Genomic DNA, 25,767 nt, shown 5'->3' with positions numbered 1-25,767 from the left:
TCCGTTCCGCCTGGGGAGGCCCACGGTGATCGTCTTGTTCGCCATCCTGATCGTGGCCCTGTTCGGCCTCGGCTTCCTCAATCCCCTCTGGTGGGCCCTCGCGGCCGTGCTGATCTTCGTGGCCGTGCGCCACGGCCGGGGGCGTGCGGGCAGCCGGGGACAGAGCGGAAGTTTCGAGTACCGCGACTACCGGGACCACAGAGACCGCGAGAACCGATGGGACCGCCGCTACCGGCGACAGCGCCAGGGACTCTGGAGGCGCCAGGACCGTCGGGACGAGCAGCACCATCGGTGACCGATGCGGATTCCGGTGCCCACGCGTCCCGCGCCGACTCTGTCGGGCGGGCGCATTCAGTGCGTGGTGAGGCAGGTGTCATGGAGCAGAAACTCAGGATCCAGGAAGACCGGTGGATGATGGCAGCCGAGATGGCCTGGGGCGATGCGGCCCTGGACTCGGCCGTCGTCGAACTGCGCGCCGAGGTCGCCCGGTTGCACCGGGCCCTGGGCGGCCGGGCGGTGATCGACCAGGCCCTCGGGATGATGATGGCCTTGGTTCCGTGCCCCCGCAGGGAGGCCGGCACCCTGTTGACGGACGTCGCGCGGCACTGCGATCTCTCACGTCGAGAGGTGGCCGCCGCTCTCGTCGCCACCTCTGAGGGAAGCCCGTTCCCCAAGCACCTGGACCAGGCGCTACGCGGCGCGCTGCGGCGCCTGCACGCGGCAGACCGGACATGACGACCCGCGCCGAGCACACGTCACCCAGCGGATGAACCCAGACGGGAGAAGACCATGATCCAGTCAGCCGATGTCCGTGAGTGGCGCGGCCTCGACGTGGTGGACGCGGACTCGCGCAAGATCGGTGTCCTCGAATCGATCTATGTGGACACCACCACCGACGAACCGGCCATGGCCACCGTGAGGACCGGGCTGCCCACCCGGCACCAGCTGATCTTCGTCCCCCTCGACGACGCGATCACCGGACCGGGCTACCTCAAGGTCGCCTATGCCAAAGCACTGGTGAAGACGGCCCCCTCGATCGGCACCGATGACGTTCTGCCCGCCGAGGACGAGGCGGGGATCTTCAAGCACTACGGGCTGCCCTACGAGCCCGGTGCGGCCGGTGAGCGGCAACTCGCCCGCCGCTGACCGTTTGTGTAGCCCCAGGAAGGCATGCATAGGCCATGGCTCCGGTCACTGCGTTGTGAGGTAGGCACCATGCGTCGAGCGACCATGCCCCGTGCCGCACAGCAGGTGACGGCTGCGGCTTCGGCAGCGGATGCGTCTCTGGTGGCCGAGGTCATCAAACTGCGCGCGGAGAACGATCAGTTGGCCAGGGCGCTGTCGAGCCGTGCGGTGATCGACCAGGCGCGCGGCATGCTGATGGCCCTGGCTCCGTGTTCCAGTGAGCGGGCCTGGAGCCTGCTGGTGGACGTGTCGCAGCACTGCAACGTCAAGCTCCGTGACGTGGCGGCGGCTCTGGTTGCCACGACGCGAGAGGAGGAGCTCCCCGAGCAGATGCGGCGGGAACTGCGCCGTGCGCTCAGGCGCCGCCATGACCGCAGGTGACGGCTCGGGTGTTCAGCGGGCGGCACCGGGAGCTGTGACCTCAACTCTCCGGTGCCTTCGTCCCGGCCGATCGGCGGACGCCCTCATCGGGTGGCCCTGCGCATGGATCCCAAACCTTTGCGGGGAGAGGCACGCTGGTGTGGGCGGTGCCCGATGCGCCGGAGGGCGCCCTGGCCGGTGTCGTCGAGCTCGCGCTCAGGGCGAGGAGCGCGACGTCGTCGGCGGGACCGGTGGGGAAGGTGGCGAGGAGCCCGGTGAGGTCGTCGATGATCGCGGAGGCGCCGAGAGCCCGGTTGGTGGCGGCGTGGTGGGTGAGGTGGGCGGCAAGTCCGGCTTCACCGAACCGGGCGCCCCTGGAGGTGAGGGCCTCGATGATTCCGTCGCTGTAGAGGAAAAGTGCCTCGCCGGGCAGGAGTTGTACGGTCCGGGAGGCGAAGTCGGCCTGGTGCAGGGCGCCGACGAGCATGCCTCCGGGCAGGCTCACGGGCTCGGCTCGGGCGACGGCTCGGTCGGGCCCGTTGCGGCGGGCCGGATACAGCGAGTAGGCCGGAAGGTGGCCGCCACCGGCCAGGGTGACGGCGAAGCCGCCCGCGGAGTCGGGGGCGAGGGTGCCGAAGACCAGCGTGCAGAAGCGGCTGCCGTCCGCATGGGCGGACAGCAGGGTGGAGTTCAGCACCCGAAGTACGGCACACGGGTCCGGCTCCAGCAGGGCGGTGGTGCGCAGCGTGTAGCGGATCAGTGAGGTCAGAGCGGCGGCGGGGGCGCCCCGGCCGCTGACGTCGCCGAGGAAGAACGCCCACCGCCCGGCGCTGAGCGGAAAGACGTCGTAGAAGTCGCCGCCGACGTCGTGGACCGATGCGGTGGTGTAGTGGCAGGCCGCTTCCAGGCCCGGCACCTCCGGCAGCGCGGGCGGCAGCAGGGTGCGCTGCAGGGTGGAGGCATAGGCGGCGATCTCCGACCGGTCCCGCTCGGCCCGCTCGCGCGCCGCGTGTTCGGCCACCATCAGCTCCCGCTCCACTCGGAGCATCCGCAGCGCGGACAGTCGCAGTTCCAGTGCGTCCATCACCAGCGCGGCCAGGTCGGCCAGGGCGTCGGCCTGCTCAGACGTGATCCGGCGTGGCACGGTGTCCAGCACGTCGACGGTGCCCAGGCGGTGACCGTCGTGGGTGACGATCGGGGCGGCTGCGTAGAAGCGTGCCCGCGTCGGCCCCGTGACCAGTTCGTGGGTGCGGGCGAGCGGATCCTGGAGCGTGTCGGGGATGACCAGAGGGCCGTCGGTGAGGATGGCCGAGGTGCACAGGCCCGGGTCCCGGCCGACTTGGGTGACCCCCGTCAGGCCGTACGCGGCCTTGAACCAGACCCGGTCGGTGTCCACGATCGCCACTGTCGCGGCCGGGGCGTCGAAGAGGCGAGCGGCAAGGGCGGCAATTCTGTCGAATGCTCCGTCGGGCGGGGTGTCCAGTACGTCGTAACGGCGCACCGCCGCGATCCGTAGTGCCTCCTGCTCCGGAGCCGGCTCCACACGATCCTCCCCGCCTCCACGAGCTCTGACCGCCAACGCTGCCGACTATTCGGAGCGTTGGGTCCGGGCATTGTGGGCGAGGCCGTCCGGATGCTCCGCTGTGCGCTGCCCGAGCGGAAGGACCAGAGCGCGTAGCACTGTTGGGCCGGGCAAGCTGCGACGGACCTGCCCGACCTCTTGCCAGCCCCACGCCTCGAAGGCCGCGCGGGCCGCGCCGTGGGACGGATCCACCAAAGTGACGCCGAGGGACGATTCGTGGTCGGCGAGCAGGCGTTCCTGCAGGTGGCGCGCGAGTCCGCGGGTCTGCTCGTGGGGATGTACGAGGGTTTCGGCGATCGCGAAGAGATGTCCGGACGCGGTGAGTTGCTCGATGTTCTGCGGCAACGGCCCGTCGAACCCCTGCCACCAGGAGCCGTCTCGCGGCACGGGGAATCCGTAGGCACACCCGGCCAGGGCTTCTGTTTCCGCGATCAGCATGTCGAACCCCGGCAGGCGTACGTCGTCGGCCAGGCGGCGCAGGAACTCCTCGCGCCCGCGGAACTCCTCGCCCGGCGCGGCTACGGAGGACTCGACGAAGAGGTCCGCCAGATCCTCACCCAGGTCCTCGGCCTGCCAGCGGTTCAGCCGGCGCAGACGCACGGCGTCCATGGCGGACGGCTCTGAGCCGTCGGGTTCGTGTGAGTGCTGCGGCGTGTGCATGGGGCGCCTCGGTTCAGGAGACCGGAAGACGTGCGGGACAGGCATCGTGCCCAACTGGCAGTGCGTGGCCGGGGTCTGGGGCGTCTGCTGTGCAGCATAGCCCCGGACGGCGCCGCGTTGCCGTGCGCCGATGACACGGGATCACCGGGGAGCGGGCAAGTAGACGGTGAGGGCGCGGCTCCTCTTGTCGAGGACGAGGGTGTCGGTGGCGGGGCTCACTTCGCCGTCCCGGGTGTAGTCGCCTGCCTTGCTCACACCGTCGATGCGCAGGCAGGTGGCGGTGGTTTCCCGGTAGACGCGGGAGCGGGCGAGGGTGCCGGTGAGGAAGGCCGCGACGAGGCGGGTGCGGGCCAAGGGGTGCTTTGCGTCGACGATGCGCAGGTCGAGGAGTCCGTCGTCCAGGGTGGGGCGGTAGGAGGGGGCGAAGCCGGGTGGGTCGTAGCGGCTGTTGCCGGCGAACAGCAGCCACAGCCGTCGGGGCTGTCCGTCGAGGGTGATGTCGATGGGGGTGCCGTCGGCCAGGACGCGGAGCAGGCCGATGGCGAGGGCGGGCCATTTGCCGAGGGCCGTCTCGCGGGCTTCGCGGGCCCGGACGAGTTCGGGGTAGACGCCGATGCTGAAGGTGTTGAGGAAATAGGTGCAGGTGCCGTCGCCGGTGATCCGTCCGAGGTCGACGGTTCCGCCGCGGCCCTCCTCCACGGCGTCGGCGGCCTCTTGCAAGGTCGGCAGTCCGAGGTCGGCGGCGAAGTGATTGAGGGTGCCGCCGGGGAACACCGCGAGCGGCAGCCGGTTGTCGACGGCCAGTACAGCCGCCGCGTTGACCGTACCGTCGCCCCCGACCACGCCGAGCGCGCCGCCGCGCGCCTGTACCTGCGCGGCGGCCTGCCGCAGCACGGTGTGCAGGTCCTCGCCGGCCGCACAGACCCGCAGGTCCGCTTTGGGCAGCAGGGTGCGCAGTTCGACTTCGGCCGGGACCTCGCCGCCGGCGTCGCTGTTGACGACGACGACAAGACCCTCGCCGGACGGTAGAGCGGGAACCGGGAGCTTGGGCCGGGCGCTGTCTGCGGGCTCGTCGCGGTGCAGCGGCCACCAGCGGCAGGTCGCCACGGCAATGCTCACGCCGAACGCGACGTCCACCAGAACGCGGCCGGGAGCGTGCGCTCCCGCGCGAAGGCGGGAGACGGCGATGCCCACGGCGACGGGAAGGAGGGCGGCCCCCAGCCGGGGTGTCTCCAAGGCGGCGGCCGTCGCGAAGGCGGCGGCACCGGCCGTTCGGCGGGAGGACGCCGCCCCGCTCGGCGGATGCCGCAGCGGTCGGCGCTTGTCGAGCACCTTGGTGGCGGCCTGGATGGCGGCGCAGGCCAGGGCCAGCGAGCCGGTGCCGCGCAGGGCGGCCCGGCGCGCGCTGCGGTTGCCGGTCAGGCCCTTCGCGGCCAAGGAGGCGAGCTTCCCGCGTTCACCGGGACGCGGTTCATGGGTTCGCATACCGGCCGAGTACCCCTGCCAACGGTGAACAGGCTGCTGCGAGTACGGCATCACGTCGCCTTCCGGGGGGGCTCAAGGGCCAGGACGCGCCTCGCGCGCCCGTGGCTGTGGGGAGGACCTCGTGACGTCGTCTCAAGCACAGGACAGAGGTGGGGGCGCAGGTTCTGCCGCCCACGCCGCCAAGGAGGAGACACTGACCGCCGCGGGCCGGGCGGGTTCTATGGCGCGTGGTGTCGTGTACGTCCTCATCGGTGCCCTGGCGATCCGGCTGGCTGGGGAGCGGCGGGGAGTCGGCGCATCGCCAAGGAGCGCTGGACCAGGTCGCGGAGCAGCCCTTCGGGAAGGTGATGCTGTGGCTGCTGGCCGTGGGCTTCGGCTGCATGGCGCTGTGGCGGGGATCCCGCGCGGTGCTCAGCAGGGGGCCCGAGCGGAAGGCCGCCTCGCGGCCTCTGGACGGCGGGCGGGCAGTCTTCCACGCGTCGGTCTGCTGGGCGACCGCGGTGTTCGCCGCCGGTGGTGGCCAGGGTTCCAGCGGCAATGCGAAGTCGAAGGACTGGACCGCGTCGGTGCTGAAGCTGTCGTACGGTCAAGTCTTTGTGGGGGCCGCCGGCTGCCTCCTGATCGGCATCGGTGTCGTGCTTGCGGTACGGGCGGCGATGCGCAAGTTCCTGCGACAGCTGGACGTGGGCGCGATGAGTCACCGTACGCGGCAGATCGTGACCGGCCTGGGGGTGGGCGGGGGCGTGGCCCGCGGCACGGTGCTCGCGGCGGCCGGCATCTTCATCCTGATCGCGGCCGTCCAGTTCGACGCGGACGAGGCCAAGGGGGTGGACGCCACGCTGCGCAGTTTCACGCAGACCCCGGCGGGGCCCTGGCTCCTGGTCGCCGTGGCGATCGGGCTGGTCCTCTTCGGAGCCTTCTCCTTCGCCTCGGCCCGCTGGCGCCGCCTGTGAGCAAGGACCACCACGGCCCCCCGCTCTACGACGAGCGTTGCTGGACCTGACCGTCGAACTCAGGGCGCGGCTCGGGACCGCAACCGATGCGGCTGCCCAGTCTCATCGAGCCAGGCGTCATTCTCCTGTGCGGGGTGGACGCTGGATGTGAGCGAGCCCGGCCACGGCCGCCCTCCTCCGGCGCTCGCGGTCGGGCTCACCTCGACCATGGACGCCGGTGACGCGAGAGTACATCGGCACCCATGGGAGCCCTCTGTCCCGAGATGGGCCGGTGCGGCGTTCGCTGCAGAAGGCCGCACCGGGGCCGGGAGACAGATCCATCCACGCCCGTCACCGGCGGCAAGGAGCAGCCCGCCCTGGCTCCTTCGGGAGGGCCGGACCCGGATCCCGTGCTCCCGGCACAGAGAATGCCCGCGGCAGCGAAGCTCTTCGTGGCATGGGTCAGGACACCAGCCCAGCCAGGGGCTCGCTGTCGTCTATGAGGGCGCGGGCAACGTCGGACAGACGGCGGTTGTGGGCGCGGGCGTAGCGGCGTAGAGCGGTGAATGCCTGTTCCATGTCGACGCCCTGACGTTCGGCAAGTTTGCCCTTGGCCTGCTCGATCAGTACGCGGCTGTTCAGCGCGGTCTGCAACTGCTCGTTGAGGACCGTGCTGCGCTGGGTGGACCGTTGTTGCAGCAGGCTGATGGTGGCGACATCGGCCAGGGCCTGGGCGATGGACGTGCCGACCGGGTCGAAGGGGCCGGGAGCGGACCGGAAGAGATTCAGTGCGCCGACGACCTCGTCGCGCAACCGCATGGGCAGGGCCTGGACCGCGCCGAAACCGCGGAGCTGGGCCTGGGCGGCGAAGCGAGGCCAGCGGGCGGCCTCCCTCCGTAGATCGGGGCGGACACCGGGGCGCCCGTGCGGAAGCAGTCCAGGCAGGGGCCCTCGTCGTTCTGCAGCTGGAAGAGTTCAAGGAGGCGCACCTGTTCGTCGGAGGCGGCCATCACGCGCAATTCGCCGTCCCGGTCCGCGAGCAGCACTCCGGCGGCGCTCGCACCGAGTATCCCCACGCAGCGGTCGGTCAGCAGGCGCAGGAAGTCGACCAGGTCGAAGTCGGCGACCAGATTGTCCGCCAACTCGACGAAGGTCCTGGCCAGGAGCCGTTCATTCATCGTCAACACCCTTTCCGGAAACTGGTCCTGCCGGAATGGGGCGGGAAGTGCGGCGCGTCATGCGCTCCCCGGACCGGGCGAGGGCATCAGGTGTCCTCGCCCGGTCCGGGTCGGCTCCGCGCCCGCGGGGAAGCGGAGCCGGCGGGCCACCACGTCGGCGGCCACGTCGGTGAGCCGGTGCCCCCGGGCATAGGCGTAGGCGCGCAGTCGGACGAAGGCTTCGTCCATGCCGACGCCGAGCTGGACGGTGAGCATGCCGGTGGCCTGGGAGATCTCCGCCCGGTAGCCGCCCAGGTCCTCGATGTGCCTATTGGTTGCGTCGTCGGGTGGTGCGCCCGTCGCGTCGATCCGGGCGTCGAGCAGGACCAGCGTCGCGAACTCGGCGAAGGCCAGTGCGTCGGCCAGTTCCTCCGCGTTCAGCCGGACCGGGACCTGTGCGTAGAGATCCAGGACGCCGGAACTGATCGCTCCTATCTGCAGAGGGAGCGCGAAGACCGCACGTGCTCCGGCTTCCAGAGCCGCCTCGGCGAACACGGGCCAGCTGTCCTGCAGTTCACCGGTCCGCAGGTCGGGCGTCAGGACGGCTTCGCCGTGTGTGAACGCGTCCACGCACGGCCCCTTGCCCAGGGTGAGCTGCAGCTCCTCCAGCCGTTCGCTGATGTCGTCGGTACCGCACAGCGGATGGCTTGCCGTAATCCGGGACATCGCCGGCATCCCGGCCCCGCCGACCGGCAGCGAGGTCACCGCCGCGGTGCACACATCCATCACGCCGACCCGGGCACCGCGTCGGGCTGCCTGTTCGGCGACCAGTACGCGGATCCGGGACGACCGGCGGTTGGGTGTCAACCCGGCCACCGGGTCCAGGCGTGATGGCCCAGTCCCTCCAGCCGCTCCACGGTTCGCTCTCCGAGGGGAAGCACCAGCACGCGGAACATCGTGGGCAGGCCCGGCCGCCAGATCTCTCCGATGTCCTGCCATCCCCAGGACCGGAAGGCATTCAGGGTTGGGTGATCGGCCGGATCCACCAAGGTCGTCCCGAGCGACGCCTGATGGCCGGCCAGCAGCCGCTCCTGCAGACGGCGTGCCAGGTCATCTTCCTGCGGATGCGGGCGGACCAGGATGTTGGTGACCGCGAAAACTCCATCGGACTCTGTGAGTTGCTCGCTACTGTGAGGCAACGCACCGTCGAAGCCGTGCCACCAGGAGCCGTCACCGCGGACCGGGAATCCGAAGGCACAGCCCACCAGGCCGTCCGTCTCCGCGATCACCATGGCGAACCCCGGCCGACGGATGTCACCGGTGAGGCGGCTCAGGAACTCTTCCCGGCCGCGACTGCGGTACTCCTCCTCGGGCTCGGTCTCGCAGGAAGCCGTGTACAGATCCGCCAGATCCTGGCGCATGTCCTCTGTCAGCCAGCGGTTCACCCGCCGCAGTCGCACCCCGGCCATGTCGGACGACTCGTCGCCAACGGGCGCCCGTGAAGGATCCCGCCGGGGCCAGGCCATCACAGCACACCTCCCGAAACAGCGGGGACGGCCGGAACCAGCCGACGCGACGTCTCGAAGCCCGCTACGGCAAGCGGGACCGGTGCGGTGGCGAAGGGGGCAGCAGGGCGAGAAACCGGGCCTGGCACGGCCGAAGGACCCTGGAGCAAGAAGCCGGCACCGGCGAGCTCGATCATCCTGGCCAGCATGGGCGGCGGGTGGTGCAGACACAGCGTCCCACCGGCCACGGTGGTGTGCACGAACATCTCGATGAAGGCGTTGAGACCGCTGCAGTCGCAGAAGGTGACAGGGGTGAGGTCGACGTCGATGGTGCGCACGCCGTCGCGCAGACACCGCTCAAGGGTCGTACGCATCAGCGGCACCGTCCCCAGGTCGATCTCGCCCGCGAGGGTGATCAGAGCCCGGGTCCTTCTGTCGTGCCGGTAGATGTTCAACGGGGGCAGGGGCATGACGTCTCGTTCCAGAGACTTGCCGGCAGAGCCATGGGATGTGGCCGGACCACCGGCTCCTCCACGGGTGCTCCCGGCAAGGGAATGCATTCGGCGGAGGCCACGAACGGACGGTCCGGCCATCTGTCCAGGGGGACAGAGAGCCCGCCCCGTTCCCTCCAGGGGATGCGCCAGGTGATCGGACGAAGGGGTCCGTTCCCCGCAGCCATCTGTGTCGAGCAACAACAGGTCCGCCGGGGTCCAGGACGTCCGTACCTCAGGATAGCCCCCATCCCGCACCAGCAGGCGGCCGGAAGCCATCCGTCCTCAAGGGCTGGACGGCGGCCGGGTTCAGCGGTACCTGGATTTCATATCCGTTGTGCCACAAGGCACTTGGAGACTGGTACGACATGCGGCGACCGACGGTCGCCTGCGTAGGGAAGTCCGTGAACCCCCAAGTAGGTGGCTTCGCGTGACGGAGCCGATCAGCCGGACGCAGCGGAAGTCCCAACCCGATGAGCCCCACGCCACCGGCGGCGCGAAGCCGCAGACCGGAGCGAGGGAGCAGGTGGCGACCCGCGGCAAGACGGCCATCGCGGACGGAGTCGTGGAGAAGATCGCCGGGATCGCCACACGCGAGGTGCCCGGCATCCACGCGCTGGGAGGCGGATTCAGCCGCACCATGGGCGCGGTGCGCGACCGCGTCCCTGGCGCGCGTTCCAGTGCGGGACGCGGCGTCAAGGCCGAGGTCGGCGAGAAGCAGACCGCCATCGACCTGGAGGTGGTCGTGGAATACGGCGTCAGCATTACCGAGGTCGCCGCGGACGTACGCGAAAACGTGATCGCGGCCGTGGAACGGATGGCAGGGCTCGAAGTCGTCGAAGTCAATATCTCCGTCAACGACGTGCACCTGCCCGAAGAGGACACACCAGAGACCAGCGAGGGCCGGGTGCAGTAGCGCCACGCTCCAGCAGGCGTGTGCGGTGGCCCGGATTCACCGGTTTCAGCGGACGCGCCGCGCGCGTGCCGGACGACGACGGGCGATGCGGGGCCTTGCTACGCGTTCGACAGGTCAGTCGGGGCCTGAGAACGCTCAGCGCCGACGACCTCGTCCCCGGGGAGACCACCCGGACCCCACGCCGCCCGAGTGCACGGCGAGGAGAGCAAGCCCGACGAGCATGAGACTCGTCGGGCTGAAGACCGCCTCGGCCGACGTCTCAGTTGCGTGGATGACGAAGGCGATGACGAAGAACACGGCCGCCACGAATGCCAGCATCCGTCTTCTCCTGCCGATGAACGGCGAACCACAGGCGATTCCGGTGGCTACGCCGATCCTCGACGAGTTCGCCACTCAACACTGATCACGCGTGCGCAGTGCCTACTCATGGATGATGCGGGAGGATTACGCGCGGCTCCGGCTTCTCGTGCTGGGACTTCGCCAGCTGTGCCCGGCTACTGTCGCTCTCGGTGTGACCACGGGGCTGACCTCGTGAAGCTGGGCGCTGAGGCGTGTCAGACCTTCTCTGCGATCGCGTGTGGGTGGTCGGTGGTGAGCGTCTGGACGGCTTCCGTGTCGGTCGAGGCGGAGGGCCTTCTGCGCCGGTCGGGAACGTGCGTCAAGAGATCGCACATAGCGCCCACAGTGCACGCAATGCACAGTGCCTCTGGTTCGGCTTGCTCCCGACATGTCGCTGACCTGCGATATTTGACGTACGAGCGACGCACGTGACGCACGTATGAAGCAAGCCAGACGCATCTTCTGGCGGGGCCGTCACAACACCGTGGCGCGTCTCCGTCGTACGGCCGAGGAGCGGAATCTGGCGCGGTCGCGGAGGAGGCGGAAAGCCGGCTGACCACTGAGTCGTTGAACGCCCTTGCGGCCCGCCGGATTCACTTGAGGGCCACGAGGGTAAGGCGATTTCGGACAGTGTTGAGGCCAGTCAGCAAGGGCCCAGGCATTGAGTTCCGCGAGCCTGCGAGCCTGACGTGCTGCGCCGTCCGAGTGTGCGTTACGTGCGTATCTTGACGCATGTCTGACGCACGTGACGCACGAACGGCACGGTTCCTGACGGGTCATCATGCGGCCGTCCTTGGCTGACGGCGAGACGCGGGCCGATCGTCCGTGGGCCAGATCTCATGGCCCGCCGTCCTGCGCGAACGCCAGGTCCACGGTGAAACTCTTCCTTGCCCCTGTCGCTACAGCGGCGTGGTCTCGGACAGGCGGACAGATAACGCTTGCCGACCCGCTCGCCGACCGGCTGCGGATGCCGGCGGTCAGGGGACGGAGAGGCCTTTGCCGGGGCCGTTGCCGGGGGGAGTCGCCCGTCAGATACGTGCCGTGCGTCAGGTGCGGTGTTCGCCCTGTTCTTCGGAAGACAGCAAGTCCTTGGCCCGGCGTTCCATGCGGACTGGCAGGTAGGTACGCACGCGTGCATACCTGAGTTCTTCGTACGCTGTCTGCACCGATCCCCGCACCAGGTCGACGTCCAGGTGAGCGTGCGCCTTCGCCAGCCGCTCGGCTACGGCGCGAATGGTCTGGGCATCCTCCTTGGATTCCGGCATCCGACACCTCGTCCTTCGTTCGGGGGTATGTCTCTTCAGTTTCGGGGGGGGCTCGGTCGGGAAGTCGATCTTCCGTCGCCATGCGGAGCCGGACTATGTCCATGGCAGGCCGGAACCTGTCGTACTCGTTCCGGCGGTTGGTGGTGATCGCGTACCGCGCGTCGCGGCATTCGGTGCTCGGCCGCTACCTGCGCGAGATGATCGCGCACCCCGTCGATGCACTGCGGCGTGGGCCTGTTCCGGCGATTTCGGATGCGGGGATGGGCCTGTGGGTGAGTTCACGGCGTGGCTGTTGGGGCACGTGACGGACCAGGACGGGGTCGGGGAACTCGCCAGGCTGGCTGCTGCTGATCCGGACTGGCCCGAAGGGCCCGACCGGCTGCAGACCTTCACGGATTACTTGGAGGGCAGCGGTGTCACTCGGGCGACGCTGCAGAGCCTCACAGGCGCGTGGGTGCGCTATGCCTCCGAATAGCAGTCGGCCGGCCGAGTGGTCATCAGGCCGTGGGCGGGATCGTGTCCGGGGGCGCGTCCGGTGGGGTGCGTGACGAGTCCTGGATCCGGTGGCGCCGCCATTCGCGTGGTGTGACGCCGTAGGCGGCGCGGAACCGGCGGGTGAAATGACTGGGGCTGGTGAATCCGCAGCGGGCCGCCACGGCCGACACGGGGAGGCCGGCGTGCCGCGGGTAGGTCAGCAGGCGGCATGCCGCTTCGAGTCGCTCGGAGATCACCCACTGCTCCAGCCTGATGCCGGCCCGGCCGAGGACCGCGTAGAGCTGGCGTCTGGAGATGGCGTGTGCGTGCGCTATGCGGTCCGGAGAAAGTTCGGGGTCGGTGAGGTGGCGGCGTGCGTAGGCCATGATCCGGTGGGTCAGGGAGTCGTCCATGACCGCGAGGACACGCCGGTCCTCCGCGTCGTGCGCCGCCGAGGTCAGCAGGGCCCGGACCAGGTCGGTCGTGGCGGTGCCGAGGGCGGCGGCGCCCGGGTCCTTCTCCAGGCCACCGGGGTCTCGCCTCAGGGCGCGCAGATGTGCCAGGACCAGGCCGTGGACCGGGCTGCTCCGCAGCCGTACGGAGGCCCTCGCGACCGTGTCCACCGGCACCCCGAGGTCCTCCACGTCGATGGTGACGGCCCAGGAGGCCGCCTCGCCGGACCACCCGTACCGGCGAGGAGCGAGCTCGTGGAAGATGCCGATGTCGTCCGGGCCCAGGACGTACCGCTCGCCCGCGTTCTCGGCCCGGTGGACGCCCATGGTCTGGAGCGAGACCGAGACCACGGGACGCTCGCGGTGCCGGTGCACGTGCCGTGCTGTCCGCCGGACCTCGAACCCCGTGCTCCGGACGTCGAAGAGGTCCAGAGAGCCCACCCGCCACGTTTCGAACCGGGCGAGGATCCCCGTTCCAGGTGATTCGTGCACAACATCGTTCGGTACCGACGTGTCGTTCATCGCGTGGTGGAACGCGTCCACCCGGTCCTTAGGCGCGAAGGCGTCCAAGTCCAGCAGCAGCACGAAATCCCGTCCCTCCCACATCCGTTGCTCGTCCCACAGGCCATTGTCGGGCAGGCGGCGACCGCCTGCGGCAGACTCTGCACGCAGAGGCCAGATCCGTGCACCCAGGGGCGACCTGCCCCGTTCGATCGCGTCTAGCTTTCGGAACGGCTGCCGCAGTTCCGGTGCGGAAGCCGTGTCAGGCGGCGTACTCGCCGCAGACACGCCCGTCCCGAGTGAGAGGCCGGATCATGACCGACCAGTTCCCGTACACCCCCGTCCCCCCGGTCCTGGAGCCCGCCGCGGCCGAGTTCGCCCAGGCCACCGCCAAGCCGCCGTTCCTGTTCCAGATCCCGCCGGCCGAGGGCCGCAAAGCCGTCGACGAGGTGCAGTCCGGCCCGGTCGACCTGCCCGCGGTGGACGAGGAGTGGGTGACCGTACCCGGCGGGCCCACCGGAGAGGTCCGGGCCCGCATCGTCCGCCCCGCCGGCGCCGCCGGGCGGCTCCCGGTCGTCGTCTACATTCACGGTGCGGGCTGGGTGTTCGGCAATGCCCACACCCATGACCGCCTCGTGCGCGAACTCGCCGTCGGGACCGGCGCGGCCGTGGTCTTCCCCGAGTACGACCTGGCCCCCGAACACCGCTACCCGGTGGCCATCGAGCAGAACTGGACGGTCGCCCGCTGGATCGTCACCGACGGCGCCGACCACGGCCTGGACGCCTCCCGTATCGCGGTGGCCGGCGACTCGGTCGGCGGGAACATGAGCGCCGCACTGACCCTGATGGCGAAGGAGCGCGGCGGTCTGCCGCTGGTCCAGCAGGTGCTCTTCTACCCGGTCACCGACGCCTCCTTCGACACCGGCTCGTACCGGCAGTTCGCCGAGGGGTACTTCCTGCGCCGCGACGGCATGCAGTGGTTCTGGGACCAGTACACGACCGACGAGAACGAACGCACCCAGGTCACCGCCTCCCCGCTGCGGGCCACCACCGGGCAGCTGGCCGGCCTGCCCCCGGCCCTGGTCGTCACAGCCGAGGCCGACGTGCTGCGTGACGAGGGCGAGGCGTACGCCAACAAGCTGCGCGCCGCCGGGGTACCCGTCACCGCCGTCCGCTACCAAGGAATCATCCACGACTTCGTGATGCTCAACCCCCTGCGCGGCACTCACGCCGCCCAGGCGGCCATCGACCTCGCCGTCGGCACGCTCCGGCGAACACTGGCCGATGCCTGAGCCGACGACGGGGGCGGCCGGCGAGGGTGATCCGCCCGGTGCCGCTCGGCGCTTCGAGCCCGATCTGCGCGGGATGACGCGGATCAACCTGCGGCCGATCGCCTCCCCGATGCCGCTCGGCTTCTACACCGTGGCCATCGGGTCGGTGATCGTCGGCTGCTTCCAGCTGGGCGTCTTCGAGGACGGCGCCCGCCGGGCCGTGGGCCTGACGATTCTGCCCGCCTTCGTACTCCAACTGCTCGTGGCCGTCTTGGCCTTCGGCGCCCGTGACGTGGTGGCGGCAACCCTGATGGCCTGCTTCTCCGGCCTGTGGCTGGCGACCTCGCTGACCCTGGTGACGGATCCGCCGGACGGAATCCGGGTGCTGGGCGTCCTCAACGCCGTCTTCGCTGTGTTCGCCCTGCTGATGGCGTCAGTGGCGGGCCGCAAGCGGGCTCTGTGGCTCGTCCTGGGCACGGCCGTGCCCAGGTTCGCCGTCGCGGCAGTCGCCAACCTCACCGGCGCCGACTGGGCCGGTGTCCTCTCCGGACTGCTCGGGCTACTGCTCGCGGTTGTCGCCCTGTACACGGCGTTCGCGCTGATGCTCGAGGACATGCGCGGCGAGCAGGTCCTGCCGATCGGCCGCAGCGGCCCGGCCCACCACGCCGTCGAGGGCGACCTGTCCGTACAGCTGCGCGACCTCGAACGCCAGGCCGGTGTCCGGCGCACCCTCTGACCGGTGGACGTCCGGCCGCTCACATCCCGCCCCGTACGCCCGCACTCCGGCCCCTGACGTCGCCACGCATCGAAAGTGAGCACCATGACCAGCATGCCCGTCGGCGGGATCACCCCCGCCCACGGATCACCCGACGGGGGACACGCCGACCTCGTCCTGCGCAACGGAAAGATACACACCCAAGACCCCGCCCGGCCGTCCGCGACGGCGCTCGCCGTCCGCGACGGCCGGATCACCGCCCTGGGCGACGACGGGGACATCGCCGGTCTGGTCGGACCGGGCACCCGGGTCGTGGACGCGCTCGGCCGCCGGGTCGTCCCCGGGCTCAACGACTCCCACCTGCACGTCATCCGCGGCGGCCTGAACTACGTACTGGAGCTGCGCTGGGACGGCGTACCGTCGCTGGGGCAGGCCCTTGCCATGCTCCGTGAGCAGGCCGGCCGTACTCCGCGGGGCCAGTGGATCCGGGTCGTGGGCGGCTGGACCGCGGACCAGTTCGCCGAACGGCGGATGCCGACCCCGACCGAACTGACCGCTGCCGCACCGGACACACCCGTGTTCGTGCTGCACCTCTACCAGTCCGCGATCCTCAACCGCGCCGCCGTCCGGGCCGCCGGGTTCACCCGGGACACCCCCGACCCCAAGGGCGGTCAGATCGTCCGGGACCGGGCCGGAGAGCCAAACGGCCTGCTGCTGGCCGCGCCCAGCGCACTCATCCTCTACTCCACGCTGGCCAAGGCACCCGCCCTCGACGAGACCGACAAGCGGACCTCGACCCGGCACTTCCTGCGTGAGCTGAACCGCTTCGGCCTGACCTCGGCCGTCGACGCCGCCGGCGGGTTCCAGAACTTCCCGGAGAACTACGCCACGGTCACCGAACTGGCCCGGGCCGGCGAGCTCAGCGTCCGCATCGGATACCACCTCTTCCCGCAGACCGCCGGTCAGGAGCTGGCCGACCTGCGCCGCTGGACCGAGACCGTCCGCCCCGGCGACGGCGACGAGTGGCTGCGCCTCAACGGCGCGGGGGAGAACCTGACCTGGGCGGCCGCCGACTTCGAGAACTTCTCCGAACCGCGGCCGGAACTCACGGACGGCTACGAGGGCGAGTTCGAGCAGGCGGTTCGGCTGCTGACCGAGCACGGCTGGGGCTTCAGGCTGCACGCCACCTACGACGACACCATCCGCCGGGACCTGGCCGTCTTCGAGAAGCTCGCCGCCGAAGGGCTGTTCCCGGCGGGCAGGCGTTGGCTGTTCGACCATGCCGAGACCGTCTCGCCGCACAGCCTGGAACGGATCTCCGCCCTCGGCGGCGGCATCTCGGTCCAGAACCGGATGTCCTTCCAGGGCCGAGCCTTCGCCGAACGGTACGGGACGCAGGCCGCCGGTACTGCCCCGCCGATCGCGGACATGCTGCGCTCCGGGATCCCCCTCGCCGCCGGCACCGACGCCACCCGCGTCTCCTCGTACAACCCCTGGGTGGCACTGCACTGGTTGGTCACCGGCCGCACCGTCGGCAACCTGGCCCTTCGTCCCGCCGAGCAGCTCGTCTCCCGTGAACAGGCCCTGGAGCTGTACACAGCCGGCGGGGCGCGGCTCACCGGGGAGGAGGCGGACAAGGGGGGCCTCGCAGAGGGCCGGTTCGCGGACTTCGCGGTCCTCTCGCACGACTACCTCACCGTCCCGGCCGAGGGCATCCCGCACATCGAGTCCGTCCTGACGGTGACCGGCGGGCGGATCGTCTACGCCGCGGATACCTACGAGGGCCTGGACGAAGCGCTGCCGCCCGTCAGCCCGGCCTGGAGCCCGGTCGCCCACTACGGCGGCTACCAGGGGACGCTCCCACCGTCGGCCACAGGGGCCCGCCAGGCAGACCTGCTGGCCGAGGCCGCCGCCGAATCGGAGCGGCACCGCCAGTGGCGGGTCGTACGCGGGTTCGCTCCCGAGGAGCCGTCGCGGGCCTTCGACCCCTGCTTCGTGCTCTGACCCGAGATCTTCCCTCCGCCTTTGTCGATCACCATCGAAAGGAATCCCTCATGACCGACTTCGCCCTCGACCTCGCTTCCGTCCAGGCCGGCCCGAGCCCGGACCTGATCACCCCCGACAACGCGATGATGCTGTTCGTCGACCACCAGCCGCAAATGTTCTTCGGGGCCGGGAGCAGCGATCGGGTCTCCGTCATCAACGCCACCGTCGGACTGGCCAAGGCCGCGAAGTCCTTCGACGTCCCCGTCGTGCTGTCCACCGTCGCGGCCGAGTCCTTCTCCGGCCCGATCCTGCCCCAGCTGCGCGAGGTCTTCCCCAAGCACGAGATAGTCGACCGGACCTCCATGAACGCCTGGGAGGACCCGGCTCTCGTCGAGGCCGTCAAGGCCACCGGCCGCAGCAAGATCATCCTGTCCGGGTTGTGGACCGAGGTCTGCCTGGTCCTGCCCGCCCTGTCGGCGCTGAACCAGGGGTACGAGGTCTACGTCGTCGCCGACGCCTCGGCGGGCGTCACGCCGGCCGCCCACGAGCACGCCATGCAGCGGATGACGGCCGCCGGCGCCGTGCCCGTCACCTGGCTCCAGGTGCTGCTGGAGCTCCAGCGCGACTGGGCCCGCACCGAGACGTACGCCGCGACCACCGACGTGGTCAAGGAACACGGCGGCGCCTACGGCCTGGGCGTCGTCTACGCCCACGCCATGATCGACCCGCACGCCGCCGGCTGAGCGACGGGAACGAGAACCCATGGACACGGGACTGCTCATCCTGCGCCTGGTGGCGGGACTACTGATCGCCGGACGGCGTCCAGAAGATCAGCTTCCGTCTCGGTGGCAGCGGGCTGGCCGGCGGGATCGAGGAGTTCCGGCACGACGGCTTCCGCGGCGGGGCGCTCACCGCCCTCGCCGCGGGCGTCGGCCAGGTCGGCTCCGGCCTCCTGATGGCCGCTGGAGCCCTCACCCCGCTGGCCTCCGCCGGCGCGATCGGCGTGACGACCGTCGCCCCCACCGTGAAATGGCCCAACGGCCTCTGGGCGCAGAAGGACGGCTATGAGTACCCGCTGGTCCTCATCGTCACCGCCGCCGCCCTTGCCCTCACCGGCCCCGGCCGCCACTCCGTCGACCAGGCCCTGGGACTGCTGTCCTGGCCGGCTTGGTGGTCCGTGACCGCCGCGGCCGCAGGGGTGGCCAGCGGACTGGCCACCCGGGCCCTGCTGCACCGCCCCGCCCAGCTCGCCCCCGCGATCCCCTCCGAAGGAGACCGTTCCCGATGACCACACGCTCCGTCCTCTCCCGGCGTACCGCCCTGGCCGCCGCGGCCGCAGGTGCCGCCGGGCTGGCCGTGGGCACGGCCGCCCCCTCGGCGTACGCGGAGACCGCGCGTACCTCCGAGCAGAGGGGTTTGCAGCCGACGATTGTCCTCGTACACGGTGCCTTCGCCGACGCCTCCACCTGGAACCCGGTCACCGAGCGCCTCCAGCGCGGCGGCCACCAGGTGATCGCCGCGTCCAACCCGCTGCGCGGCCTGGCACACGACGCCGCCCGGGTTGCCGCCCGGCTCGCCGCCGTCGCCGGACCGGTCGTCCTGGCCGGACACTCGTACGGCGGGGCGGTCGTCACCCAGGCCGCGGCGACGGCAGCCAACGTCAAAGCCCTGGTCTACATTGCGGCGTTCATGCCCGACGCCGGGGAAGTCCTGGGCGAGCTCGCCAGCCGGTTCCCCGGCTCCCAGCTGGAACCGGCCCTGACCTCGGTCCCCGCCCCCGACGGCAGCCCGGCAGCCGACCTGTACATTCGGCCCGACCGCTTCCACGACGTCTTCGCCCAGGACGTACCGCGCTCCGTCGCCCGCCTCCTGGGCGCAGGTCAACGCCCGCTCAACGCGACCGTGTTCACCGACCGCTGCACCGCTGCCGCCTGGCGCACCCTGCCCTCCTGGGCCCTGATCTCCGGCCAGGACCGGGGGATCGTGCCGGAACTCCAGCGCTTCCAGGCCCGGCGGGCGGGTTCGCGTACGACCGAGGTCTCCGCCTCCCACCTGCCGATGTACAGCCGGCCCGATGCCGTCGTCTCGTTGATCCGGGCCGCCGCCCACACCATCTGACACCGATCCGCCACGCAGAGGAGCCATCATGAGCACGTCGTCGTCCAGGCCGTCCTACGCCCGCGATCTCGCCGAGATCGAACGGGCCAACACCACCGGCCGCATCCCGGTGGTGTTCATCCACGGGCTGTGGTTGCTGCCCACCAGCTGGGAGCGGTGGGCTGCCGTCTTCGAGGAGGCCGGCTTCGCGCCCCTCCTGCCTGGCTGGCCGGACGACCCGGAGACGGTCGGCGAGGCCAACGCACACCCCGAGGTGTTCGCCGGCAAGAGCGTCGGACAGGTCGCCGACCACTTCTGCGACCTGATCGGGAAGCTGGAACGGCCCCCTGTCGTCGTCGGCCACTCCTTCGGCGGCCTCATCACCCAGATCGCCGCCGGACGAGGTCTGTCCCAGGCTTCGGTCGCCATCGACCCGGCTCCCTTCCGCGGCGTACTGCCGCTGCCCCTGTCCTCGCTGCGCGCCGCGAGCGCCGTCCTCGGCAACCCGGCCAACTACCACCGGGCCGTCCCTCTGACCTACGAGCAGTTCCGCTACTCCTTCGCCAACGCCGTCAGCGAGGAGGAGGCCCGTGAGCTGTACGACACTTTCGCCGTCCCAGCCTCCGGCGGGCCCCTGTTCCAAGCTGCCGCCGCCAACGTCAATCCCTGGACCGAGGTCAAGGTCGACACCACCGCCGCAGATCGCGGCCCCCTCCTGATCATCTCCGGGGAGAAGGACCACACCGTCCCCTGGGCCATCGCCAACGCCTCCTACAAGAAGCAGGCCCACAACGCGCACGCGATCACCGAGATCACCGAGATCCCCGGCCGCGGCCACGCCCTCATCATCGACCACGGCTGGCGCGAAGTCGCCGACACCGCCCTCACCTTCATCCGGCGGTTCGTCGACCCCGCCGCCTAGCACCACCCACGACACTCCATGGCCATGCCACAGGGTGCCGTCGTCGAACGCCCCTCAACCGGAGTCACGGCGGGGCAATCAGTGGAACGACAAGGAGCTCCGCGTGCTCAACGCGAATCTGTACCAACGAAGTGCCCGGCGTGTTGCCGGCCTCCTCGTGGCGCTCGCCATGTCGGTAGGTGTGCTGGGCGTAGCGGCGCCCGCCGCCCATGCCGATCCGGACCGGCCGCTCACGGTCGTCGACTGGGACATCAGCGGTCTCGAGCACGGCGGCCAGGGCCAGCACGACCGGTACTGGAACATGATCGACCAGGTGCACCGGATCAGCGGTCACGACTTCTACCAGGTGCTGGACGAGACCACGACCACTCTTAACCGGCTGATCCAGATCAGGGTGAGTTACTCCGGGCAGCATGCGGTCTCCCTGTACTACTGGGCCAACACCCTCTATCTCGCAGGGTTCTACCAGCCCGGGCAGCCCAACGGCACCGGCAACCAGCACTACGTGTTCCCCGACGGCTATCCCGACGCGTTCAACCGTGTCCTGGGTGTACGGGCCGATCGCCTCCCCTGGAACGGAAGCTACGCCAACCTGCCCAGCGGCAGTTCCCGCGGGGAGCGGCAGCTCACCCCGCAGAACCTCCAGAACGCGCTGCTGACGCTGCGCAACACGGAGCAGCTCCTCGGTACGCAAGCCGGCCAGCGGACCGTCGGTTCCTACCTCGTGGACATCATCGGCGCGACCGCCGAGGCGGCCCGTTTCGGGTACATCTTCGACGTGGTACGGCAGAACATCAGGAACCGCACGTCGACCCCGATCGGTCGGTTCGGTGCGGACCTCGAGACCACCTGGACTCACCTCTCCACCTGGGTGTACGCGCAACTCCGCAACCCCGCCGGGGAGGGTTTCACCGTCGGCGCCCCGGGCTACAGCAGGTACTACCCGACGGTCGCGGCGCTCATCGCGAACCTGGGGTACATCCAGCTCAACGGGCACAAGCGCAACAGCTGACGCCGGGCGCCGGCGAGCAGAGCACCGCCTTGGCCAGGCCTTCGCCGTCCGGGATGAGCGCGCCGCTCACGCAACTCCCTTTCAAGACCCAGGGTTCCTCAGGGTGATCAGCGTGATCGCCGCTCCCTCCGTCGGGAGTGACATTGCGTGCGTCACGCCCCGGGGCAGTATCGACCGGTTCGGAAATAGATCGGCGTAGACGGCAGGAGGGCATTGGGCGCGGATGCGGGCGATCCGCTTGTGGGCGGACGCATTCATCCACGTGATGGCCCGGCTGGCGCCAGCTCGCTGTCCCTGTGCGCCGTGGGAGAGTGAGGCGGCGCGGATGCCATATGGCGATCCCCCCGCCGGAGGTCCGGTGCCCTGCTTTAGGCGTGCGTCAGAGGTGCACATAGCGCACACGAAGCACATTGAGCCCTTTTCCAGTTGGCGACGTTGACCACGTGTTGGACGGGCTGACTGAACGAGGAAGCTCCTGGTAGACGGTGTCACAACCAAGATCCACCGTGCTGCCAGGAGCTTCGAGTGCTTGTGTACCCGTCGACGATCGACCTGTCCAGCCGTACCTTGCGCTACCTGACAGGGCAACTGGCCGCGCGGCGGCGCGAGATCGGCACTCGATGGCGACGTCTGGCAGCCGGGCGCCAGGCCCTGCTCGTCCTGGCTCATCTGCGGTGCGGTGACACTTACGCCCGGCTCGCCGCCGGGTTCGGGATCGGTATCGCGACGGTCTACCGCTACATACGCGAGGCCGTCGACCTCCTGTCCGCCCGCGCTCCCACCCTGGCTGAGGCCATGGACACGGCCAGGAAGAAGGCATTCGTGATCCTGGACGGCACCCTCCTGCCGATCGACCGGATCGCCGCCGACACTCCGTACTACTCCGGGAAACATTAAACGCCACGGCATGAACGTCCAGGTCCTGACCGATCCTTTCGGCCGTCTGCTGTGGGCCTCGCCCGCCCTGCCCGGCTCGATCCACGACCTGACGGCAGCCCGACGCCACGGAATCGTCGACGCGCTCGCGGCCGAGGGGCTCAAGTGCTGGGAAGACAAGGCGTACCAAGGCGCTGGACATCGCGTCTGCGTACCGTTCCGAGGCCGCCGGCTCAAGCGGTGGAGGCGACGCCACAACACCACCCACGCAAAGATCCGCTGCATCGGCGAGCAAGCCATGGCCATCCTGAAGGGCTGGCGCGCCACGGGGAGGAGATGGCGGCATTCCACTGCTGGAGCTCGGCCGGATCGTCGTTCGGGGGCACGCCGCCATCGTCTGTCTTCACCTGCGGGGGCGGCCAGCGAAGCAGGGCCGAACGGGGTCGTCCAGAAAGATCGACAGGCTCACGTGGTCTTCGGCGGCACCGGGCCTGTAGGGCCGGGTGTGGTCAGGAGCGCCGTATCGGTCGTCCTTTGTGGCCAGGAGGGAGGGGGCGGCTGGTGCCGCGTTTCCGCTGCTGTTGTTGCCGTTGGCGGCGTTGACGCCGCCGGGGCTGTGGTTGTGGCTGTGTACGTTGTTGCTGTTGCCTACGATGATGTGATCGCCCGTCAGGTTGCCGTCTCCGCTGATGTAGTAGACGTTGACGTGGTCCGCGATGATGACCGGGGGCGGGCCGTCGCAGGCGGTGGCAGGGGCGGCCACCCAGAGCCCGACAGTGACGGCGGCGGCCGTGGCTGTGCACAGCCACGGCCGTGCGCTTGTGGCGAGAGGCACCCTGAGACTCCTGGCTACGTGGCGGGGACTCAGTTGTAGGCGCAACAAGAGGGATGCGAAGTCCATTGCCCCTTTCAGGGGCCTGTCGCAGGGTGGGAAGAGAAGGTGGTGCTGCGGGACGGTCTGTGGTGGTGCCCCGCGGCGCGGGTGTCGTGCGGGGCTCAGCGGGTGGTGTAGCCGCCGTTGAGGAAGAGGGTCTGGCCGTTGGCCCACCAGCCGTCGGTGAGCAGATGCCGCACCCACGGCACGATGTCCTCGATCTTGGTGAGGTCGCCGTTCATGGCGGAGGACTTGTGGTAGGCGATGGAGTCGTCGTCCTCGGCCGGGTAGAAGAACCCGGTGTCCATCGGGCCCGGGGCGATGTTGTTGACCGAGATGTTCCGGCCGAACAGTTCCTTGGACAGGGCTCTGGTGAAGTGTTCGACGGGAGCCTTGCTTCCCGCGTAGGTGGAGTACAGGCCGGTGTAGGCGGCCAGCAGCGACGTGACGATGGTGATGATCTTCCCGCCGTCCTCGACGCGGCGGGCGGCCTCGCGCATCACGAAGAACGCGGCCTTGGAGTTGACCGCGAACATGCGGTCGTACTCCTCCTCGCTGATCTCGGTGAGCGGCTTCTTCAGCACCATGCCAGCGGTGTTGACGCTGTAGTCCAGCTTCCCGAACCGGCTCACGGTCTCGTCGAAGATCCGCTCCACTTCGGCGACCTTCGTCAGGTCGGCCTGGATCGCGAACGCCTCACCGGGACCGGCGTTGATCTGCGCGACGACCTCTTCGGCCTTCGCCTTGGAGGCGTCGCTGTTGTAGTGCACGGCCACACGTGCGCCCTCCGCGCCGAGGGTGGTGCTGATGAGTCCGCCGAGGTTGCGGGACGCGCCTCCGACGAAGGCAACCTTGCCGTTGAGCGTCTTGTCCGGGGTGCTGGCCATGACGGCCTCCTGTGTGTGCCGGTCGGGGGACGGCAGGGCTCCGGCCCGTACCGGGGCCACGCCATTTCTCCTAGCCTCAGCCAGATCATCCGCTGACGCGACCGGAGCCAGCACCGACCCGGTCTTCACCCGACAGACGATCTTGAGCACAGGCAGCCGCCCGCGACCAGCACGAGCCTCTAGAAGAAGCCGAGCTTCTTCGGCGAGTACGACACGAGAAGGTTCTTCGTCTGCTGGTAGTGCTCCAGCATCATCTTGTGGGTCTCGCGGCCGATCCCGGACTGCTTGTAGCCGCCGAACGCCGCGTGCGCCGGGTAGGCGTGGTAGCAGTTCGTCCAGACGCGGCCCGCCTGGATCGAACGGCCCGCGCGGTAGGCGGTGTTGATGTCCCGGGTCCACACGCCCGCGCCCAGCCCGTACAGGCTGTCGTTGGCGATCTTGATGGCGTCGTCGAAGTCGTTGAACGACGCGACCGAGACGACCGGGCCGAAGATCTCCTCCTGGAAGATCCGCATGCGGTTGTCGCCCTCGAAGATCGTCGGTTGGACGTAGTAGCCGCCAGCCAACTCCCCGTCGTACTCGATGCGCTGACCGCCGGTGAGGACCTTGGCGCCCTCCTGCTGGCCGATGTCCACGTAGGAGAGGATCTTCTCCAGCTGGTCGTTGGAGGCCTGTGCGCCGATCATGGTCTCGGTGTCCAGGGGGTGCCCGGCCTTGATCTGTTCGGTGCGGGCGATGGCCGCCTCGAGAAACTCGCTGTAGTGACCGCGCTGCACCAGCGCCCGCGACGGACAGGTGCAGACCTCACCCTGGTTGAGGGCGAACATCGTGAAACCCTCGAGGGCCTTGTCCCGGAAGTCGTCGTCGGCCGACCACACGTCGTCGAAGAAGATGTTCGGCGACTTGCCGCCCAGCTCCAACGTCACCGGCTTGATGTTCTCGGAGGCGTACTGCATGATCAGCCGCCCCGTGGTGGTCTCACCGGTGAACGCGACCTTGGCGACGCGCGGACTCGAGGCCAGCGGCTTGCCCGCCTCGACCCCGAAGCCGTTGACGATGTTGACGACCCCCGGCGGAAGCAGGTCGGCGACCAGACTCATCCAGTAGTGGATGGAGGCAGGGGTCTGCTCGGCGGGCTTGAGGACGACGGCGTTCCCGGCGGCGAGCGCCGGCGCCAGCTTCCACGCGGCCATGAGGACCGGGAAGTTCCACGGAATGATCTGCGCGACGACGCCGAGCGGCTCATGGAAGTGGTACGCGATGGTGTCCTCGTCGACCTCGCTCAGCGACCCCTCCTGCGCGCGGACGACGCCCGAGAAGTACCGGAAGTGGTCGATGGCGAGCGGGATGTCGGCGGCCAGCGTCTCGCGGACCGGCTTGCCGTTCTCCCAGCTCTCGGCGACCGCGAGCTGTTCGAGATTGGCCTCCATCCGGTCGGCGATCTTCCGCAGCACGTCCGCGCGCTCCGTGATGGAGGTACGCCCCCACGCGGGCGCTGCCGAGTGCGCCGCGTCGAGCGCGCGCTCGACGTCCTCGGCCGTGCCCCGGGCGATCTCGGTGAAGGGCCGGCCGTTGACCGGGCTCGGGTTCTCGAAGTACTGGCCACGGGCGGGAGCCACGTACTCGCCGCCGATGAAGTGGTCGTATCGCGACTGGTAGGAGACGATCGCGCCCTCGGTGCCGGGCGCTGCGTAACGGGTCATCTTTGACTGGCCTCCCGTGGACGGCTGCCCGCGCTGGGCAGCTCTCGCCGGGAGGCTAGAAGCGCGGACGTTGCATGAACGTTGCGGCCTTGCGTCGCGCGTACCCTCGCTTCTGCTCCC

Annotated in this window: 25 protein-coding genes and 4 pseudogenes; 17 read left to right on the top strand and 12 right to left on the bottom strand. The window is 69.8% G+C overall.

Features of this window, described 5'->3' with window-relative positions:
• Positions 1-25 precede the first annotated feature (25 nt).
• From AB0B50_RS28865 to AB0B50_RS28850, 4 genes are all read left to right on the top strand, one after another.
• Complete coding sequence (locus tag AB0B50_RS28865; RefSeq protein ID WP_362338140.1) at positions 26-295, top strand: hypothetical protein; 270 nt, start codon at positions 26-28, stop codon at positions 293-295.
• 80 nt (positions 296-375) lie between these two features.
• A complete protein-coding gene (locus AB0B50_RS28860; RefSeq protein WP_362338137.1) occupies positions 376-735 on the top strand; it encodes an ANTAR domain-containing protein in 360 nt (119 codons plus the stop codon).
• A gap of 54 nt (positions 736-789) precedes the next feature.
• Positions 790-1,146, top strand: coding sequence for a PRC-barrel domain-containing protein (locus tag AB0B50_RS28855; protein ID WP_362338134.1), 357 nt, complete (start codon positions 790-792; stop codon positions 1,144-1,146).
• Between the two features lie 69 nt (positions 1,147-1,215).
• Positions 1,216-1,566: an ANTAR domain-containing protein gene (locus tag AB0B50_RS28850; RefSeq protein WP_362338131.1), complete on the top strand. Its 351-nt coding sequence runs from the start codon at positions 1,216-1,218 to the stop codon at positions 1,564-1,566.
• Positions 1,567-1,606: 40 nt separating this feature from the next.
• Here AB0B50_RS28850 and AB0B50_RS28845 read toward each other — a convergent pair whose 3' ends face one another.
• The 3 genes from AB0B50_RS28845 to AB0B50_RS28835 all read right to left on the bottom strand — a co-directional run bounded on the left by AB0B50_RS28845 (position 1,607) and on the right by AB0B50_RS28835 (position 5,272).
• Positions 1,607-3,088: a GAF domain-containing SpoIIE family protein phosphatase gene (locus tag AB0B50_RS28845; RefSeq protein WP_362338129.1), complete on the bottom strand. Its 1,482-nt coding sequence runs from the start codon at positions 3,086-3,088 to the stop codon at positions 1,607-1,609.
• Positions 3,089-3,133: 45 nt separating this feature from the next.
• Positions 3,134-3,736, bottom strand: coding sequence for a hypothetical protein (locus AB0B50_RS28840; protein ID WP_362338127.1), 603 nt, complete (start codon positions 3,734-3,736; stop codon positions 3,134-3,136).
• Between the two features lie 192 nt (positions 3,737-3,928).
• Positions 3,929-5,272 (bottom strand): diacylglycerol kinase family protein, encoded by a 1,344-nt coding sequence (locus AB0B50_RS28835; protein ID WP_362338124.1) that lies wholly within the window; start codon positions 5,270-5,272, stop codon positions 3,929-3,931.
• A gap of 121 nt (positions 5,273-5,393) precedes the next feature.
• On the opposite strand from AB0B50_RS28835, the pseudogene AB0B50_RS28830 reads away from it, so the two are divergent.
• A pseudogene (locus AB0B50_RS28830) lies at positions 5,394-6,225 on the top strand (DUF1206 domain-containing protein).
• A 441-nt stretch (positions 6,226-6,666) separates the two neighbouring features.
• Here the strand turns inward: AB0B50_RS28830 and AB0B50_RS28825 are convergent.
• The 4 genes and pseudogenes from AB0B50_RS28825 to AB0B50_RS28810 all read right to left on the bottom strand — a co-directional run bounded on the left by AB0B50_RS28825 (position 6,667) and on the right by AB0B50_RS28810 (position 9,336).
• Positions 6,667-7,382: pseudogene (locus AB0B50_RS28825) on the bottom strand (GAF and ANTAR domain-containing protein).
• A 57-nt stretch (positions 7,383-7,439) separates the two neighbouring features.
• Entirely contained in the window at positions 7,440-8,228 is a 789-nt protein-coding gene (locus AB0B50_RS28820) for a GAF and ANTAR domain-containing protein (RefSeq protein ID WP_362338121.1), read from the bottom strand.
• Positions 8,225-8,887, bottom strand: coding sequence for a hypothetical protein (locus tag AB0B50_RS28815; RefSeq protein WP_362338118.1), 663 nt, complete (start codon positions 8,885-8,887; stop codon positions 8,225-8,227). Before AB0B50_RS28815 ends, AB0B50_RS28820 begins: the two co-directional genes overlap by 4 nt.
• Positions 8,887-9,336, bottom strand: coding sequence for an STAS domain-containing protein (locus AB0B50_RS28810; RefSeq protein ID WP_362338115.1), 450 nt, complete (start codon positions 9,334-9,336; stop codon positions 8,887-8,889). The genes AB0B50_RS28815 and AB0B50_RS28810 overlap by 1 nt, the downstream gene beginning before the upstream one ends.
• Positions 9,337-9,799: 463 nt before the next feature.
• Between AB0B50_RS28810 and AB0B50_RS28805 the strand changes: the two genes are divergently transcribed.
• Positions 9,800-10,273 (top strand): Asp23/Gls24 family envelope stress response protein, encoded by a 474-nt coding sequence (locus tag AB0B50_RS28805; RefSeq protein ID WP_362338586.1) that lies wholly within the window; start codon positions 9,800-9,802, stop codon positions 10,271-10,273.
• A 220-nt stretch (positions 10,274-10,493) separates the two neighbouring features.
• On the top strand, positions 10,494-10,676 hold the full coding sequence (locus AB0B50_RS28800; RefSeq protein ID WP_362338607.1) for a hypothetical protein: 183 nt from the start codon (positions 10,494-10,496) through the stop codon (positions 10,674-10,676).
• A 982-nt stretch (positions 10,677-11,658) separates the two neighbouring features.
• Here AB0B50_RS28800 and AB0B50_RS28795 read toward each other — a convergent pair.
• Positions 11,659-11,877, bottom strand: coding sequence for a three-helix bundle dimerization domain-containing protein (locus AB0B50_RS28795; RefSeq protein ID WP_362338112.1), 219 nt, complete (start codon positions 11,875-11,877; stop codon positions 11,659-11,661).
• A gap of 268 nt (positions 11,878-12,145) precedes the next feature.
• Between AB0B50_RS28795 and AB0B50_RS28790 the strand changes: the two genes are divergently transcribed.
• Complete coding sequence (locus AB0B50_RS28790) at positions 12,146-12,352, top strand: YozE family protein (RefSeq protein ID WP_362338109.1); 207 nt, start codon at positions 12,146-12,148, stop codon at positions 12,350-12,352.
• 22 nt (positions 12,353-12,374) lie between these two features.
• Here the strand turns inward: AB0B50_RS28790 and AB0B50_RS28785 are convergent, their stop codons facing one another.
• Positions 12,375-13,388 carry an AraC family transcriptional regulator gene (locus AB0B50_RS28785; protein WP_362338106.1) on the bottom strand — a complete coding sequence of 338 codons (1,014 nt, stop codon included), beginning with the start codon at positions 13,386-13,388 and terminating at the stop codon, positions 12,375-12,377.
• Positions 13,389-13,618: 230 nt separating this feature from the next.
• Between AB0B50_RS28785 and AB0B50_RS28780 the strand changes: the two genes are divergently transcribed.
• The 9 genes and pseudogenes from AB0B50_RS28780 to AB0B50_RS28740 all read left to right on the top strand — a co-directional run.
• Positions 13,619-14,596 (top strand): alpha/beta hydrolase, encoded by a 978-nt coding sequence (locus tag AB0B50_RS28780; protein WP_362338103.1) that lies wholly within the window; start codon positions 13,619-13,621, stop codon positions 14,594-14,596.
• A complete protein-coding gene (locus tag AB0B50_RS28775; protein ID WP_362338100.1) occupies positions 14,589-15,311 on the top strand; it encodes a GPR1/FUN34/YaaH family transporter in 723 nt (240 codons plus the stop codon). Before AB0B50_RS28780 ends, AB0B50_RS28775 begins: the two co-directional genes overlap by 8 nt.
• 84 nt (positions 15,312-15,395) lie before the next feature.
• The gene (locus AB0B50_RS28770; RefSeq protein WP_362338097.1) at positions 15,396-17,294 is read left to right on the top strand and encodes an amidohydrolase; all 1,899 of its coding nucleotides are present in this window, start codon (positions 15,396-15,398) and stop codon (positions 17,292-17,294) included.
• Between the two features lie 50 nt (positions 17,295-17,344).
• Complete coding sequence (locus AB0B50_RS28765) at positions 17,345-18,019, top strand: hydrolase (RefSeq protein ID WP_362338094.1); 675 nt, start codon at positions 17,345-17,347, stop codon at positions 18,017-18,019.
• Between the two features lie 19 nt (positions 18,020-18,038).
• Positions 18,039-18,564: pseudogene (locus AB0B50_RS28760) on the top strand (DoxX family protein).
• A complete protein-coding gene (locus tag AB0B50_RS28755; protein ID WP_362338091.1) occupies positions 18,561-19,394 on the top strand; it encodes an alpha/beta hydrolase in 834 nt (277 codons plus the stop codon). Before AB0B50_RS28760 ends, AB0B50_RS28755 begins: the two are co-directional and overlap by 4 nt.
• Positions 19,395-19,422: 28 nt before the next feature.
• Positions 19,423-20,295, top strand: a complete 873-nt coding sequence (locus AB0B50_RS28750) for an alpha/beta hydrolase (protein WP_362338088.1) — start codon at positions 19,423-19,425, stop codon at positions 20,293-20,295.
• A 103-nt stretch (positions 20,296-20,398) separates the two neighbouring features.
• The gene (locus AB0B50_RS28745) at positions 20,399-21,307 is read left to right on the top strand and encodes a ribosome-inactivating family protein (protein WP_362338085.1); all 909 of its coding nucleotides are present in this window, start codon (positions 20,399-20,401) and stop codon (positions 21,305-21,307) included.
• Between the two features lie 525 nt (positions 21,308-21,832).
• A pseudogene (locus AB0B50_RS28740) lies at positions 21,833-22,535 on the top strand (transposase family protein); the annotation flags it as partial.
• 51 nt (positions 22,536-22,586) lie between these two features.
• Here the strand turns inward: AB0B50_RS28740 and AB0B50_RS28735 are convergent.
• The 3 genes from AB0B50_RS28735 to AB0B50_RS28725 form a co-directional block, all read right to left on the bottom strand.
• The gene (locus tag AB0B50_RS28735) at positions 22,587-23,018 is read right to left on the bottom strand and encodes a hypothetical protein (RefSeq protein ID WP_362338604.1); all 432 of its coding nucleotides are present in this window, start codon (positions 23,016-23,018) and stop codon (positions 22,587-22,589) included.
• 161 nt (positions 23,019-23,179) lie between these two features.
• Positions 23,180-23,944, bottom strand: coding sequence for an SDR family oxidoreductase (locus AB0B50_RS28730; protein WP_362338082.1), 765 nt, complete (start codon positions 23,942-23,944; stop codon positions 23,180-23,182).
• 179 nt (positions 23,945-24,123) lie between these two features.
• Complete coding sequence (locus AB0B50_RS28725) at positions 24,124-25,647, bottom strand: aldehyde dehydrogenase family protein (RefSeq protein ID WP_362338079.1); 1,524 nt, start codon at positions 25,645-25,647, stop codon at positions 24,124-24,126.
• Between the last annotated feature and the right edge of the window lie 120 nt (positions 25,648-25,767).

The organism is Streptomyces sp. NPDC041068 (genome assembly GCF_040647455.1).
Classification (GTDB): Bacteria; Actinomycetota; Actinomycetes; order Streptomycetales; family Streptomycetaceae; genus Streptomyces.
Note: the sequence above shows the minus strand (reverse complement) of the source record. Positions and strands in the feature narration are given on the sequence as shown.